Source organism: Paenibacillus oenotherae, assembly GCF_019443105.1.
Lineage (GTDB): Bacteria > Bacillota > Bacilli > Paenibacillales > Paenibacillaceae > Paenibacillus_Z > Paenibacillus_Z oenotherae.
This window is the reverse complement of record NZ_JAHZIJ010000005.1, coordinates 292,896-309,155: the sequence shown is the minus strand read 5'-3', so window position 1 is coordinate 309,155 and position 16,260 is coordinate 292,896. Positions and strand designations below refer to the sequence as shown.

10 protein-coding genes and 1 pseudogene are annotated in these 16,260 nt (G+C 53.2%); 4 read left to right on the top strand and 7 right to left on the bottom strand.

Features of this window, described 5'->3' with window-relative positions; all coding sequences use genetic code 11:
• Window positions 1-34 precede the first annotated feature (34 nt).
• Window positions 35-496, bottom strand: coding sequence for a GNAT family N-acetyltransferase (locus K0T92_RS10485; RefSeq protein WP_219872404.1), 462 nt, complete (start codon window positions 494-496; stop codon window positions 35-37).
• A 462-nt stretch (window positions 497-958) separates the two neighbouring features.
• Between K0T92_RS10485 and K0T92_RS10480 the strand changes: the two genes are divergently transcribed.
• Window positions 959-3,907 carry a M6 family metalloprotease domain-containing protein gene (locus K0T92_RS10480; protein WP_219872403.1) on the top strand — a complete coding sequence of 983 codons (2,949 nt, stop codon included), beginning with the start codon at window positions 959-961 and terminating at the stop codon, window positions 3,905-3,907.
• 605 nt (window positions 3,908-4,512) lie between these two features.
• Here K0T92_RS10480 and K0T92_RS10475 read toward each other — a convergent pair.
• The 4 genes from K0T92_RS10475 to K0T92_RS10460 all read right to left on the bottom strand — a co-directional run bounded on the left by K0T92_RS10475 (window position 4,513) and on the right by K0T92_RS10460 (window position 9,735).
• Window positions 4,513-6,132, bottom strand: coding sequence for a glycosyltransferase family 2 protein (locus K0T92_RS10475; RefSeq protein ID WP_219872402.1), 1,620 nt, complete (start codon window positions 6,130-6,132; stop codon window positions 4,513-4,515).
• Window positions 6,125-7,225, bottom strand: a complete 1,101-nt coding sequence (locus tag K0T92_RS10470) for a tetratricopeptide repeat-containing glycosyltransferase family 2 protein (protein ID WP_219872401.1) — start codon at window positions 7,223-7,225, stop codon at window positions 6,125-6,127. Before K0T92_RS10470 ends, K0T92_RS10475 begins: the two co-directional genes overlap by 8 nt.
• A 79-nt stretch (window positions 7,226-7,304) precedes the next feature.
• The gene (locus tag K0T92_RS10465; protein WP_246628050.1) at window positions 7,305-8,525 is read right to left on the bottom strand and encodes a BclA C-terminal domain-containing protein; all 1,221 of its coding nucleotides are present in this window, start codon (window positions 8,523-8,525) and stop codon (window positions 7,305-7,307) included.
• Between the two features lie 964 nt (window positions 8,526-9,489).
• Window positions 9,490-9,735: a hypothetical protein gene (locus K0T92_RS10460; protein WP_219872400.1), complete on the bottom strand. Its 246-nt coding sequence runs from the start codon at window positions 9,733-9,735 to the stop codon at window positions 9,490-9,492.
• Between the two features lie 264 nt (window positions 9,736-9,999).
• Here K0T92_RS10460 and K0T92_RS10455 point away from each other — a divergent pair, with 264 nt between their 5' ends.
• The 3 genes and pseudogenes from K0T92_RS10455 to pdaA form a co-directional block, all read left to right on the top strand.
• A complete protein-coding gene (locus K0T92_RS10455; RefSeq protein WP_219872399.1) occupies window positions 10,000-11,760 on the top strand; it encodes a DEAD/DEAH box helicase in 1,761 nt (586 codons plus the stop codon).
• Window positions 11,761-12,405: 645 nt separating this feature from the next.
• Window positions 12,406-12,855, top strand: coding sequence for a hypothetical protein (locus K0T92_RS24980; RefSeq protein WP_246628074.1), 450 nt, complete (start codon window positions 12,406-12,408; stop codon window positions 12,853-12,855).
• Window positions 12,767-13,462 (top strand): annotated as a pseudogene (gene pdaA, locus K0T92_RS10450) (delta-lactam-biosynthetic de-N-acetylase); the annotation flags it as partial. The gene K0T92_RS24980 and the pseudogene pdaA, both read left to right, overlap by 89 nt.
• Window positions 13,463-13,566: 104 nt before the next feature.
• Here pdaA and K0T92_RS10445 read toward each other — a convergent pair.
• Window positions 13,567-14,550, bottom strand: coding sequence for a helix-turn-helix transcriptional regulator (locus K0T92_RS10445; protein WP_219872398.1), 984 nt, complete (start codon window positions 14,548-14,550; stop codon window positions 13,567-13,569).
• A gap of 170 nt (window positions 14,551-14,720) precedes the next feature.
• Window positions 14,721-16,229, bottom strand: a complete 1,509-nt coding sequence (locus tag K0T92_RS10440) for a copper amine oxidase N-terminal domain-containing protein (RefSeq protein WP_219872397.1) — start codon at window positions 16,227-16,229, stop codon at window positions 14,721-14,723.
• Between the last annotated feature and the right edge of the window lie 31 nt (window positions 16,230-16,260).

The window sequence follows — 16,260 nt, the reverse complement described above, 5'->3', positions numbered from 1 at the left end:
TCGGAGGTTCTTTGTTTATGGCTGCAACCTGCTGTCAGCCAATTGTTTTCTCGAACAGGTTGACGTCGAAGCCATCAATATTGGCGGAACCAATGGGTGCATACCCGTTGTTCAAGAAGAGCTTCTGCGCTCCGGTCTGATTCGTCAAAGTATCCAGATAGATGCTGCGGAAGCCGAGCTCAACGGCCCGCTGCTCCAACTGAGTCAATAACTGCTGGCCATATCCAAGCTTCTGGTAGCTGGGATGAACACGAAGTCTCTTGATCTCCGCTCGATCGCCACCCAGCCTCTTCAAGCCGCCCATTGCAACAACAGTGCCGTCCACTCCCGTACCGACAAGAAATTCCCCGCCGCTATTCAAGTACTGCTCGTTAATGTGAAAGATATCATGATAATGCTGATGGGTTGGCTCTACTCCCGCCTCCGAGATAACGAGCAGGTGAACTCTCCATACATCTTCGTGGTCTACCGTGGAATATTGACGAATGTTAAACATATACTGATCTCCCCTTCGATCTCTTAATGAGAGCTGGCCAATGATTTGGTTAATGATTTAATGTAAGTTTAACTAACATATTGTTCGGATTCAAATAACGATTTTTGATGGTTGGTATCGAAATTATATATATATCTATTAAAGTTTACATGACATGTTAACTGTTAGAAGCTATAAATAGAATGTGAGAGATGAATAGGACAGATTTACTTACGTCACGAAATATATCAACACTCCCCCTTTTTATAAGGAAAAAAATATTATATAGGAGATATTTATAATGTATTCATTTTATTTTTGTTAAATAGTACTAAATAAGGATGTCAAAATATTTAAATAGGAGTAGTATAAATATGTAATCGAAAACTCGAACTAGGGGGGATCATATTAGCCCGTTGCGGCGCGCGTTGTCATATCCAGAGTTAGTAGAGTTAGAGAATTGGAAGGAGAGAGATGAGAGAGATGAAGATGAAATTCCATACTGTAAGGTACACGACAAGCTTGGCTGTGATGCTGCTTGCTATGCTTGCATTCGCAGCGGCCGCTATGGCTATGCCCGCAAGGGAAGAGGTTCAAAGTTTCGAGCAGCCTACAGGCCAGACCTTCAGCGGTGTACTGAAAGGCGACGAGCATTTGAACTGGGTAGAGACCGTTAATGGCGAGGTACTGGTAAGAGACGACGCGAATTATTGGAACTACGCAGAGCTGGTCGCACAAGAGGTGCAGCCAGGCGGTGAGAAGTACTTGATAGACGGCAAGCCTAAGCAAGCAGTCACTCAAGAGCAGATCGAAGAAATCGCAGGGGATCAGGCAGTTGAGCTGAAGCGATCAGTCGATCCTGGCGTCAGCGAGCCGAACGCGCTGCTGTCGCAGCCCCATACCCAGCCTGTACTGGTGCTGTTGATTGGATTTACCGATGCCGGTATCCAATACTCCGATCAGGCATGGAGCGACACCTTCTTCAGCACGACGTCCAAGAGCGTCAAGGATTATTATGACGAGGTGTCTGAAGGCCAATTCTCGCTCGTGCCGGTGAATGAAACTGCAGGGACGGCGAATGACGGCATTGTGAAAGTGAATCTGAACTATGCGCATAGCGGCGGTGAAGAGAAGTCGGTTCGGGATGCTCTGCTTGCGGCTGACGCGAACATTGATTTCGCAGCTTACGATACAGATAACGATAATGTTATCTCCAATAAGGAGCTGCTAGTCGTTACGATTCTGGGAGGTTATGAGGCTAGCTATAATCAGCAGCTGCCCAGTGTGTGGGGGCATGTTACCAGCTTCTTCGATTTCTTCGTCCCGTTGGATGGCAAATATTTTGGTGCAGCCGGACAGCGCGGCGATTATTCTATGCAGGGCGAACGGCAAGGCGATCATAAAGCGACTATCGGTATATTTGCGCATGAGATCGGACATCTGCTTGGTCTGATCGACTTATACGATACAGATGGAAGCTCTGCTGGAATCGGTGCTTACAGCATTATGGCCGGCGGTTCCTGGAATTCGCTCGTCGGTGAATATTCAGGCGCAACCCCAGCGCATTTTGATGCATTCAGCAAGCTGAAGCTTGGATTCGCGGAGGCGCATGTCATAGAGTCCAATACTAGTGTCTCTTACACGCTGAACTCCATAGGAAGCGGGAATTATAATATCGTGAAGGTTCCTACCTTGAATACGGATCAGTATTTTCTGGTGGAGAATCGGCAGAAGCAAGGGTATGATGGATCGCTCCCTTATACCGGCGGTATTGCGATATGGCATATCGATGAAACCAGAGGATCGAATTCGAATGACAATCGCAGACTGATCGATATGGAGGAGGCAACCACCGGCAATCCGTTCTTCTATAACGGCAATGCGACGGCCTTCAACGCGACTACAACGCCGAACAGCGGCCGGTACGTAGGCTACGGCTCGGATCTCACATATACGGGAATATCGATATCTACAACTTCCGGTAACGGCAATGCGATGAATATCAACGTCTTCGGCGATTACCTGTTAGGGCCTGATACTCCGCCTAATTTCAATTTGGTTCATAAGACGAAGAGTACGGTGCAATTGTCATGGTACCGCTCTTCTCCCGACACCGTTGATTATGTTGTTTTCCGCGATGGTGTTCCCTTCCATACAACAACAGGCACGTTTGTTAAAGACTTTGGCCGTAATGGCAATACAACGTATACGTATACAGTCAGAGCAAGAGATCAATATGAGAACTTGTCTCCTGCAAGCAATACCATTCAAGTAACGACGGAAAGCACAGACAGCTCGACGGTGTATTATAATGGCGGCTTCACAAACCCTTATATTCACTATCAGTTGAACGATAATGCGCCGTGGGTGGAACTGCAAATGACGCCATCGGAAGTTCCGGGTTTCTGGAAGGCTGTTGTTCCTATTGAACAGTACGGCAGCAAGGTCTATTTCCAGGAGGGCCAAGGTGGTCCGGTTCAAAACAACAGCGGTTACTATTATTATGCTGCACCGGGCGTCGTAACATTCGAGACGTATATGGCTGACGGCTTTCCGCCCGGAGACAGATTGGCGCCGCTCGCTCCCGCCGGATTGACCAGTACAGGCGCTAACGCGACGAGCATCAATCTGTCGTGGTCGCCGTCATCGGACAACTATACTGTGACGGGTTATAAAGTGTATCAGAACGGGGTGGAGATCGCTACGACGGCGACTACGAGCTATTCCGTGACGGGGCTAACAGCGTCGACCTCTTACAACTTCACGGTAAAAGCTTATGACGGCGCGGGCAATCTTTCGCCTTCAAGCGATACGCTGACAGCCTCTACAACGGCTCCAGGCAATTCAGTAACGATTTATTATAAAAAAGGCTTTGCGACACCGTATATTCATTATCGTCCTGTTGGCGGCACATGGACGACATCTCCGGGTGTGTCGATGCCAGCCTCAGAGATTACAGGCTACAACAAGCTTACAGTGAATATCGGAACTGCGACCGGATTGGAGGCAGTGTTCAACAATGGCTCCGGCACTTGGGACAACAATGGCGGGCAGAACTATATGTTCCCGGCCGGCACTTCCACCTTCAATGCGGGTACCATTACTTCGGGACTGCCTCAGCCGAGCGGTGTCACCATTGAAGTTACCGCTCCATCGAACACACCGGCCAATGCTGCGCTTTATGTAGCGGGTTCATTCAACAGCTGGAACCCGGCGGATCCTGCATACCAGTTGGTGAAGCAGAGCAATGGGAAATATACGCTGACCTTCTCGCTGCCCTCTGGAACGAATATGCAATTCAAAATTACTAGAGGCGCTTGGACCAATGTGGAAACCAACAGCAACGGAAGCGATATTAACAATCGCACCTTCACGACTACTGGAGGAGCGGACGCGATTAATATTACCGTTCAGCGGTGGAAGGATCTATAACAATCGGTAAGTGAAGAGGGGACTGTCCGAAGAGTCCAATACCCAATGAGCCAGTCCCGAATGAAGTGAAGGGATGCCTCCAAAACCACTAAAAGTGGGGCTGGATGCATCTTTTTCATTTATATGGGGACTTAACGGCCCCGCCTTGGTTCATGCTCGCCCACTGGGCAGGTACCCGAATCTCCCGAATTTGCCTGCGGCTTCTTCGTATCTCCAAGTGTGGTTTGACGGCAGCGTGACGGAGTAAGAAGCCTGCGGATGTGCATGAATTTCGGTTTGAAGACGCCATAATAATTAAATTCCTGCGATCATGCATGAATTTGAGAAGAAATCGGCAGATAAGGGGAAACGAAGGTGAAATACCTGCACTCTGGCAGGCAATTCACCTTCATGGGGCCAGAAATGAGAAAAAAGCTGCTGTTTCGCATGTTTCGCCTAGCTCGCATCTCGCATGTCACGACGTTTGAATTACGGATCGTCCCCTTCTTTTTCTCTGTCTGCTCATATGCACTCATATGGTGCGCGGCCTCCTGCCTGCGGCTACAAGCGAGCAGCTGGTGGCAGTTATGTGTTTGGTCTAATTGTGCTCCGGGGCTTTCCGCGCTCTACTCCACCCATTCTATCAGCCGCGGATTCTTATCGAGAATCGAAAGCACCTGCTCCCTCCAGCCATAGCGGGCCTCAGGATCCAGCTCCATATAGCGTTTGAACTTGAGGAGCCGGGAGTCGGCATTCGCCCAACCAAGATGCTTCAACCTAAGCTCGGAGAGCTGGTGCGGAAGCTGGAAAATGTTATCTGGGAATCTGCCGCAATGCTGGGGCGTTTCCTTCCACTGATAAGGAAAGCCGGGGCGATACCGGAATAAGAAGGGGCGGTAGGTCAGATGCGCCCGCCAGTAGCGGTCATCCCTATAGTGAGTGTCGTTCCAGAAATCAAACAGACGAAAGCAATACAGATCGGTGTCGCTGTTATTCAGCATGGCCGGGAGGGCTTCTCGGAATCTGTTCTCGAAGATTTCATCCGCGTCCAGATTCAGAATCCACTGCGGCTCCGACTTTACAGTCTCCTGCCACTGCTGCTTGCGCAGCTCTACTTCGTTGCCGAACTTCGAATCGCTATTGCGAATGAGCCGGACGGGTACGCCTTCCAGCAGCTCCAGACATAGATCGGGTGTATGGTCAGTGCTGCCGTCATCGATGATGACAGCTTCGTCAATGTATTGGCGGTGGGCAGTCAGCACCTGTCTCAGGTAACGGCTGCTCTCATTCTTGACGATCATGGTCAAGGTCAGCTTGGGGCTGGATCTATGCGAGGGGACAGACACAGAGATCGGGATGGGGGCGCACAGCGTTTTTGCTTGAGAGCGGAACATAGCTGCCTTGCAATCATCCCCTTCAGCTGCAGAGGATTCTGCGGAATTTGCGGAGAGGAAGGCCTCTACTCCCGCGAGGTCGGAATCCCTGTAGATGTGATAGGCGGGACAGCTGGTATCGACATACAGCCGGAAGCCCAGTGCGGCGGCCCGCACACAGAAATGGCGGTCTTCTCCCCAGAACGACAGATTCGATATCGGGCCGTAGTGAACACCGCCAAGCAGTGCCTGGCGGCTGATTAAGGTGCACGCCCCCAGCCCGCCTACCTCGTAGAGACCGGGCTGCTTGAGCTGTGCGATGAATTGATCGTAGCGGAGGGCTGCCTCCTCATCGCTTACCCTTTCCCCGCGCTGCCGCTCGTATTGCTCGTATTCGTCACGCAGCCATACCTGCGGCTGGGGGCTGGCGTGAGGCTGCCAGCGGGTCCAGAACACCTCCGATACAATATCCTTGTCTGCCTGGATGAGGCGGGAAAGTGTGTCTGGCTGGATGACCAGGTCGGAATCCAGCAGGAATAGATAGTCATAGTGCTGCTGGAGGGCATGTATGATCAAATCATTTTTGAATCCGGCAACCTTCCAGATCAGCCCTTCGTTCCAATAATGAGTCTCCTCCGTGCGGACATATTCGTCGGGCAGGCCGGTAGAGGGTGTTACGATGACGCGATCGCCGATTCGGGCGAACAATCGCAGCATCTCGCTGCTTTGTTCGTCCCGGTTATCGTCAATGAACATAAAGTCTGCTTGGAACGATCCGCTATTCAATTGCAGGAGAGCAGACAGATTCTCGCGCAGAATCGCAGGCTTCTGATGGACGGGGCTGCCAATTAGAATGCGTGGGCTGCTAGGCATAGCTGTCACTCCGGCTGCTGCTAGGCTGGATCAGGGGCTGCAGGTAGGAACGGTTATATAGAATTCGCTGATCAGTCGGCCTGTACTCTCCAGCTTTCTCATTGTGCTGGTGAGCCAGTTCATAATTGCCCAGCCGATCATAACAGACGCAAAGCTGTAGATGGGGCAGCCAGGTGGAGCAGGAGCGGTTCGTGAACCCCCATGCGTCATGGGGCTGCGGGAGAGCGGCTGCTGTCTCGTACCAGTGGACGGCTGCGGCGAGATCATTCTTTTGGAGAAAATAGTAGCCTAGCCGGCAGCAGGAGTCTGCGCGTGGAGCGGCGTACTGAAAGGCTCTTAGAGTGGATTCCAGCTCGCGCTGCGGATCGTTCAGCTCATGATAGCAGTCGGCCATGCGGCCGCAGCAGGACAGCAGGTCTTCAATCCAGCAGTCGCCGGTGGCAATGAATTTCTCATAGTAAGTAATGGCCTCCCGATAGCGGGCGTGGTCTTTGAGCTCATTGGCATAGTAGAACAGGTCGCGGGGGGATAATTTCTCATCGGCTGCAAGCCTCTTCTCATAGATGGCAATATTCCGGTCGCTGTCGTGGCGGATGCTGCAATGCGTAACGGCTATGTCACTGTTGATCGTGCGGCCGTGGACGAGAAGGTATTCATGGACAGGGCCGATCCATTGGAACCGCTTTGCCCTTTTAACGAGCCTGTTGCGTCTGATGACGGAAGTGCTGTTGCCGAATTCATCGGTACTTAGAATATAGGGCATGGATACGGAGTCTACGGCAGGATCGAGCGTTTGCAGCAGCGCTTTGAATTGCTCCCGATCTTTCTCGCGAAAGATATCATCGGAATCCAGCCACAGGATATAGTCGCTTGTTGCGAGGCTGAATGCATAATTCCGGGCAGCGGCAAAATCATCGATCCACGCAAAATGATGAATCCGGTCGGTAAACTGCCGGGCTACAGCAACAGTTCCATCGGTAGAGCCGGTATCTACGATAATGATTTCGTCGATGTGTTGTGCGACAGAGCCGAGGCAGCGTCCCAGAGTCTCTTCCTCATTCTTGACAATCATACATAGACTGACTGTTATCAAAGAGATCACTCCTGAATGATGGGAATAGTGATTTATTGTATTCAGGCGGGCGGCATATGGAACGCGCGGAAGCTCTGTATCAGGTAAGGCGGATTATTGTGACAGCAGCGCCGGCTCCGCTGCCGAGCAGTGTCGCAACACCGGCGATTCCGAACAGCTGAAGGGCAATGGTGGAGTTGGCGGGCAATGTAACGATAACGTCATTGTTGAAGGAGGATACATTCAGAACGGGGAAGAGTGTTGAAGCCAGATTGGCAGCTCCGTTAATCAAGAGCCGTGATCTCACGAGAAGGGCTGCTGTGATGTTGATCTGGTAAGTGATGTAGTATCTGCCCGCAGCGGTTACAGTAAAAACCTCGTTGGCAGCGTTTATGCTAATACCTGCTCCGATGTTCTGCGCATTAGGCAACGGTATATTCGCACCGCCTAGAAGGACGGTAATAAGGCTGCCTGACGTGTTGGCGGCAAAAGCAGAGACGCTCGTAGTGCTGGGGCCAGTTTCTCCGGTGGCCCCGGTAGGGCCGGTGTCGCCTGTGGCTCCGGTAGTGCCCGTGGCCCCGGTAGGGCCGGTGGCGCCGGTAGCGCCAGTGGTTCCGGTGTCGCCCGTGGCCCCGGTAGAGCCGGTGGCTCCGGTAGCGCCCGTGGCTCCGGTAGCTCCGGTGGCTCCGGTAGAGCCCGTGGCTCCGGTAGAGCCGGTGGCTCCGGTAGTGCCCGTGGCCCCGGTAGAGCCGGTGGCTCCGGTAGCGCCGGTGGCTCCGGTAGCGCCAGTGGCTCCGGTAGCTCCGGTAGCGCCGGTGGCTCCGGAAGCGCCGGTGGCTCCGGTGCCGCCAGTGGCTCCGGAAGCGCCCGTGGCTCCGGAAGCGCCCGTGGCCCCGGTAGAGCCGGAGGCCCCGGTGTCGCCAGTGGCTCCAGTGGCCCCGGTAGAGCCCGTGGCTCCGGTGTCGCCCGTGTTTCCGGTGTCGCCAGTGGCCCCGGCAGTGCCGATAGCGCCAGTGCCGCCCGTGTTTCCGGTAGCCCCGGTAGCGCCGGAAGTAGCCCCGGTAGCGCCGGTAACCCCAGTAGCGCCGGTAGCCTCAGTGGAGCTGGTATCGCCAGCGGTCCCAGATGTGCCGGTGGCACCAGTGACACCAGCGGCTCCGGTAGCCCCAGATGCACCAGTCCCACCAGTTGAGCCTGTGGTGCCTGAAATTCCTGTCGGCCCTGTCGCTCCTGTTGCTCCTGTCGCTCCTGTCGCTCCTGTAGCCCCCGTGGCTCCTTTTGCATGTCGTGATGTAGCTCGTTTTCTCTTTGTATTGCACAATGAGCAGCGTCTGGTCGCTCGAATATAAGTGATCGCTTGATTAAGATGTTGAACGGTAGTCTTGATTGATCTATGTCTGCAGGATTTATAACGCCTAGGGGTTCTCTTCGCAGTGCGCAACTCTCGTATGGCCATGTCAATTTTTCGGAGACATCTTCTATATTTATGTTTACGTCTCTGACTGCCCAAACAAAGCTCACCTCCTGCGGCGACTGTAATCCTTGCTTTTATGCGCGCTAGTCGTTGTGCCGAACAATCTCCCGTGGAGGAACTTGAGTGTGCGCACAATATTTTCCTCGGCCTTATGAAGCGCCCCTGATTTTAAGTAGTCCTTTGCTCGATGCAGTTGTTTAATTGCGCGATTCAGCATACGGGTGCGTCTGTGCATTTGAAACATCGCTAGTTCCCCCGAATATATGTCGTATCTTCATTCTTAACGTTCGTTACAACAGTCTATGGACGAAAAAGAGAAAGAACACGGTATATACCCAGATGCGCTGCTCAAAGTCACCTTAATAATTCCATGCCGTGCAAATGGCTCAGTCTCCGGGATGCTGTAAATGTTGAACATTCTTGCGAAAATGCAGTTTTTTCACTCGTTTTAGCCCTCTGCAGAGTGAATGCCTGCTAAAGGGCAGGGATTTTGCGACAGTTGACCTCAGTCGGCCTATTCCGCTTCATATTCATGAACATTTGCAGGTATTTTATCACGCGTGGATTTTTTAACCTAAATTCCTGCGCTTATGCAGGCTTCCTGCTCCATCGGGCGCACCGGGCGAGTTGAAGTCACTCCTGATTTTCATCGGGGTAGTAGCACAACAAGGTCCGCCGGACCTGCTTAATTTGGAAGTTATAACAGACGGGTGGCAGGGATCGAAGTCTGGCAGTAGAGCAACTAGTGGAGTTCGGTTCGTGTACCGGGAATCGCATGTATCGGTTTTGACGGCTATTTCGGAATCTGTCTCTAGTGAAAAAAGCTGACTATTGCAACACTGCCCGCCATAATGACAGCAATAGCCATAAGCAGATAAGCAAACCATCTTACAGGTCGGGGGAGCATATTCAACTGGACTCTGGCAGGCGGGCCTCCGCCTTCAATAATTTGCTGAGGAAGGAGATGCTCGTTGGTGGAGTTTTTTTCGGAGATCAATTCGGATGCTGGCTGAGAGGTGTGAATGTGATTGCTGCTGCTGTTATCCTTTATTTTCATAGACGCGACAGCTCCTTAAAATATATAGTTGCAGATGAACGGGACGGGCTTGAACGATGGTCGGCAATGGGGCGGTAATGAGTGAAATAGATATAATTTTTAACGCTTGCTTATCGTTCTATATTTTACCATAAATAATATTAAACTTCCATTAGGTATGTTACAAAGCAAATATCGGTACATGCTCAAAGTAAGATTGTGGTACGATAGGGTATGCCGGATGTTAGATACGGGAAGGTTTTTAATTATAATGAGGTGGATGTAATGGCAGGATTTATAGAGCTGGGAATATCATCGGAACGGACTGCAGCACTGCGCAATGGCGGGATTGATGTAGCGACGCCGATTCAGGAAAGCGCGATACCGGTCATTTTGCAAGGTAATGATGTGATCTGTCAGGCGCAGACCGGAACAGGGAAGACACTTGCTTTTCTGCTGCCGATGCTGGAAAAGATAGATGGAAGCAAGGATGCGCTGCAAGGGCTGATTCTGACGCCTACACGGGAGCTGGCCCTGCAGATTACTGCCGAGCTCAAGCGCTGGGTTGCATCCCGGGCGGAGTGTAATATGCTTGCTGTGTACGGCGGGCAGGATGTGGAAGCGCAGATGCATAAGCTGAAGCGCAGTGTTCATATGGTCGTTGCAACGCCAGGGCGGCTTCTTGATCATATTCGGAGAGGTACGATAAAGCTTGGAACAGTAAAAATGCTAGTGCTGGACGAAGCAGACCAGATGCTGCATATGGGCTTTTTGAATGAAGTGGAGGAGATTATCAGCCAGCTGCCCTACAAACGGCAAACGATGCTGTTCTCGGCGACAATGCCGGCGCTGGTAAGATCGCTTGCGACTCGTTTCATGCGGGAGCCCAAAGATATTACGGTCAAGGCGCCTCAAGTGACGGTTAAGGCCATTCGCCAATTGATTGTTGAAACGACTGATCGGGGTAAGCAATCTACGCTCCGGAGGCTGATAGATGAGCAGCAGCCTTATCTTGGTCTGATTTTCTGCCGCACGAAGAGGAGAGCCAAGACACTTAACGAGGAGCTTCAAGCACTCGGTTACAACAGCGACGAGCTGCATGGTGATTTGTCACAGGCTAAGCGCGAGCAGGTCATGAAAAGGTTTCGCGATGCAAAGCTGCATCTGCTGATCGCAACAGACGTAGCTGCACGCGGGCTCGATGTCGAAGGTGTTACGCATGTGTTCAACTACGATATCCCGCATGATGTTGAAAGCTATATTCACCGGATTGGCCGGACAGGCCGTGCTGGTGAGAAGGGCTTGGCTATCACAATCGTGGTACCCAAGGACAAACCGGAGCTGGCTGCGATTGAGAAAGGCATTAGCCAATCCATTCCACGTGAAGGAGGAGTCCAGCCCAAAGCTGATCGAAGCGCGGGCGGCGAGCGCAGCAGTGCCAAACGCGGTGAACGTCGCGGCTCGTCGGAACGTGGAGGAGCGCGAAGCGGAAGTGCAGAGCGAGGCGGCGGAGCGAAAGGCGAGAAGACAGGGCGCAGCGGCCGGGGCCGTGCGGCGAGCGGGCGCGCGGGCGCGGAGCAAGCTCGTCCGCAGCGCGGTGAGCGCAGCGGTGCAGGTGAGCGCCCGCAGCGTGGCGGAGCTAGCGGGCGTCCGCAGCGCGGCGCGTGGGGATCATATGCAGGCGAGCGTGCAGGAGCCAGCGAGCAGAGCTGGGGCGCTGAGCCGCAGCGCAGCAGCCGGGGACGCGGACCGAGCGGGGACGCCGATCCGCAGCGCAGCGGCCGGGGCCGTGGGCCGAGCGGGGACGCCGATCCGCAGCGCAGCGGCCGGGGCCGTGCGGCGAGCGGGCGCGCGGGCGCGGAGCAAGCCCGTCCGCAGCGCGGTGAGCGCGGCGGTACAGGCGAGCGCCCGCAGCGCGGGGCAGTCGGCGGGCGCCCGCAGTACAGCGAGCGCTCGGGCAGCAATGGGGCCAAGGGCAAGCAGCGTGCTGGGGGCCCTAGCTCCAAGGGGCGTTCGCAGTCGCGGAGCAAGCCTCGTTCACGTTAAAGATAATAAAAGGGTTTGTCTAGAAAAACCTTTTTTTAGAAATCTCAACATCCACTTTAAGAAGCAGTACGATGTGGAATGCCTGCGATCATGGGAATGTTGACGTACTCCTCGCCAGAGGATGATCCGTCATTCAAACGCCGAGACATGCTAGATGCAAGATGTGAGCGAGGTAAAACCTGCAAAACGGCATTAATTTGCTCGTTTCTGGCCCCTTGAAGGTGAAATGCCTGCCAGAGTGCAGGTATTTCACCTTCGTTTCTCCTTAACGGCCGATTTTTTCCGAAATTCATGCATGATCGCAGGAATTTAATCAATATGGCGTCTTGTAACCGAAATTCATGCACATTCGCAGGCTTCTTCCTCCGTCACTCTATCTTCACAACACTTGGAGAAGGGTTTGTCCAGAAAGCTGTTTGATGATCTCAGAGGCCCACTAAGTCTCCATATATAACAAAAAAGATGCTTCCAGTTCCACTTTTAGTGGTTTTGGAGGCATCTTTTCACATCATTGGGGACTGACTCATTGGATATTGGACTTTTCGGACTGCCCTTCGTTTATCCGAAGTCCAGTCAACGATATGTTATATCTCACATAACTTTCCCTTTGTAGTGAAATAGTAATGTTATGAAGCTGCGAAGGAAGTGGATAACACTGATTATGACAGGTTGCAACTTTGTACGGTCCATCGTGTGTTTGATGACAATTTTTTTCATGGCTGCCCCTTCGGCAGCTATGACCTCTGCCGCAGCAAGCACACCACCAACATCAGCACCACCACTAGTATCATCAGCGCCAACAACATCACCAACATCAGCAACATCAGCAACATCAGCAACATCACCAACATCACCAACATCACCAACATCAGCAACATCGCCAACATCGCCAACATCGCCAACATCGCCAACATCGCCAACATCGCCAACATCGCCAACATCGCCAACATCACCAACATCACCAACATCCTCGGCCTCACGAGTTGCTTCGGCTCCATCCGGCGGTGCATTTCATTTTGGCTTCAAGCGGAGTGTGAACGGGGCGCTGCCATCTATAGCGGAGGAGGGGTTTCAGAATCTGCTCCGCAAGCATGAGGCGATCTTCCTTGGCCAGACGGCCCAGAAGGAGCTGTATTTGACGTTCGACAACGGTTATGAGAACGGCTATACGAGCCGGGTGCTGGATGTGTTGAAGGAAAAGCAGGTGCCGGCGATATTTTTCATCACAGGGCACTATATCAAGGATCAGCCGGAGCTAGTTAAACGTATGGTGAACGAGGGGCATTTGGTCGGGAACCATTCCTGGAGCCATCCGGATATGAGCGGCCTTTCGCGGGAACAGATCAGAAGCGAGCTGGAAAAGGTGAAAGCGGCTGTTGCTCAATTAACCGGGCAGCAGGAGATGCGCTATCTGCGCCCGCCAAGAGGCATTTTTAACGACAGAGTGCTGGCGGCAAGCAAGGAGGATGGCTATACAAGCGTCTTTTGGTCGGTAGCGTACAAGGACTGGGATACGAAAGCCCAGCGAGGCTGGAATTACGCCTATACGAAGGTCGTGGAGCAGCTTCATCCGGGAGCGGTTATTCTGCTGCATTCCGTATCCAAGGACAATGCGGAGGCGCTCGGCAAGATCATCGATGCTGCCCGCCAGCAGGGCTTTGAGTTCAAGAGCCTGAATCAGCTCACTAGCAGAAATTATTAGCGGTCTCGCTGCTCAGAGGCCGTTCCTATATAAGGAGCGGCATCGTCGGCGATCGATCTCGTCCATACGGCTAGCTTAGAGCCCGGATCCTTCTTATCCGGGCTCTATTGCTGCTGCAGAGAGGCTTCATAGTAACGCAGCAATTGCGCTGCATTCTGTGCCAATCTCTCCTTCAATGCTTGGGGCTCTACGACCCGAATGAGCTCGCCATACTGTGTGAGAAAATTCGGAAGATAGCGGTTCATCATCTCCTCGTCCAGTTGGAATGTCACGGTATCTTCCGTATGCCCCGCACTATAAAACCGCCAATATCTGTTGCTGTATATTTGCCTGACGGCATCCGGCTTGCCCTGGATCACCACAGTAATCAGCGAGTCCTGCGGGGGCATAGGCGGCTGGATCTGCTCGGCGAAGAAGTTACCGGCGGAGAAGCCTTCCGGCCGCTCGAATTCCTTGTCGGTGCTGACCAAGGCACTCACACGATCCACCCGAAAGCTTCGGATATCACAGCGCAGCTGGCAGTAAGCGACGACATACCATTTGTTCATCCAGTGCACGACACCGTAAGGATTGATGAAGCGGGTCTCTTCCTTCGTCTGGTTCTCCTTCCGGTAAGTAATCTCGACCGTCTTATTGTTGGCAACCGCCTCTTCAAGCTGGCGGAAGACGGGCTCGTCATGTATGGGTCCGGCATCCAGCGGTGCCAGTACGTCGAAGCCGCGCGTATAGCGCTCCAAGTTATCAAGCTGCTCTTCATTGGTATACAGCTTGATCTTGGTCAATGCGCGCTCCAGCGCCTCTCCGTAGGGATATCCGGCTTGCCGGGCGAACAGTGCGGAATGCACCATAGCTTTGCGCTCTTCTTCATCGAAGAATAGCGGGGACTCGACAAATTGGTTCAGCAGGCTGTATCCGCCCTCGCGCCCGAATTCGGCGACGACGGGCACGCCGCTGGCACACAGGGCGTCAATATAGCGGTAGACGGTGCGAACGCTCATCTCAAGCTCTTCAGCCAGCTGCGGAGCGGTCATTCGTTTGCGGGTGGTCAGCAGCCAGAGAATGGCGAGCAGGTTATCGGTTTTTGACATGTGTTGCTTCAAGCTCCTTTATAGACAGGCTTCATACTTTAGGTTACTTCAATCAGGCTTTCCGCGCCAGTGGCTTTCAGCATCCCCTGCACAGGACAAATAACAGCCTCCGAGGTTGGCGCACCCAGCGCTTCTCTGACCCCGGAGGCTATTATTGCTGCAGCGGGAACTTAATCGACATCGAGAATGCGCCAATTGCCATTCTCTAGTCCGAATACGATACCCTGTGTACTCTCGGTATTTCCATTCTCGTCGAACAAATAGGCGAAGGTTACATAGGCCAGCATGTTCTTCCCCTCATTCCGTGCTTCAAACTTAATATCACGAATGGAGACGATGAGGCGATTGCCGATCGATTGAAGCCCCGGAGCAGGCTTTGCAGTCGAGCTGAACAGGGCTGCAAGCCGCTTCTCATCGCGGGCGTTAAGCGCGGCGGCATAGTCGTTCACCGCTTTGACGATGAGCTGCTGCTGCTGATCCTTCGCGTATGCCTCCACGGAGAGAAGCGCCGGCTTGAAGAGCAGATGGGCGCTTCTCGTTTCGGGAGTCCAGGCAATCCCGAATCCGAACGCCTCCGCAACCGTCCGCAGCGGAACGTAGACGCTCCCCTTGACGATGATAGGCGCTGTATCACTCTTTATTCGTTTGCCTTTGACCCAAAGCGATATCGACTTGCCGCTCCCCTTGTTACCCTCCGCCTCTGCGACAGCCGCTGATGTCCCAATAAGCACCCTTTTGTTCACATGATCCCATTGTACCGGCCATCCGAACGAAACCGACAGGGAGCGCAGCGGCAGCATGATTCGGCCTTGGTGCGTGATGGGCTTCATGGCTGAATCGCTGACAAGAACACCATTAATCGACAGCTGTGGAGCTGCGGGGGCGGCGATCTTCACCTCTCTGCCGCTTTGCAGCCAACCGGTGGAATAGACCAGTGACCATTCGCCAGGTTTGACGGGCTGAAGTGTGCCGTCGGATGCTTCGCCGAAGGCGGGCAGCTGAAACGCTGTATTGTATCTGGCATGGGTGATAGGCGCCCGATGAATCAGCAGAGCCCTCTTGGCTGGGAAGGCCACGCCCTTCACGGAAGTGAAGCTCTGATAGGAGCCGCCCTGAACCAGGAAGACGGTAAGCGTTCCGCTCTCGAACCCGGCGTCGTTGCCTTTGAGCACGATTTTGTCCCCGATCCTCGGTGTTGTGCTGCTTATTGTCGTTTGATCGGGATTATGGAACATGTTGTTCAGCTCTTCAACTGCTGCTGCATCCTTGGCGCGATACGAGGCGTCGGCATAGTAGAAGGTCAGTGTATCGGGATGAGTGAGGGTCAGCGAGGTCGATGTGCCATCTGAGAATGTAATGTCGACATCATTGCCGAAGAAGCTTTCCATCCCATCAACAGGCTCCTCTCTCGTATAGAGCTCTGCCTTCGCGGCAATTCGCTTGAGAATCGCGGCGAGGCGTTTCAGCACAGGGCGATCCTCCTCGCGGGAGCCGAATAATGGAACAGAGCTCATGTCGGCATGGCTGTAGCCCGCTTGCTTAATGGAGTCCACATCCGTAGGGATCGGGGCGCCGGATTTCACAGCTGCTTGTGCAGGAGCGGCTTGAGCGGCGGGCAGAACGCCCACGACGAACAGGGACATCATGAATGCTAGAACAATTGCTTTCTTGCGGAACATTATCATCACCTCTTGAAGTTTGAATAACGGC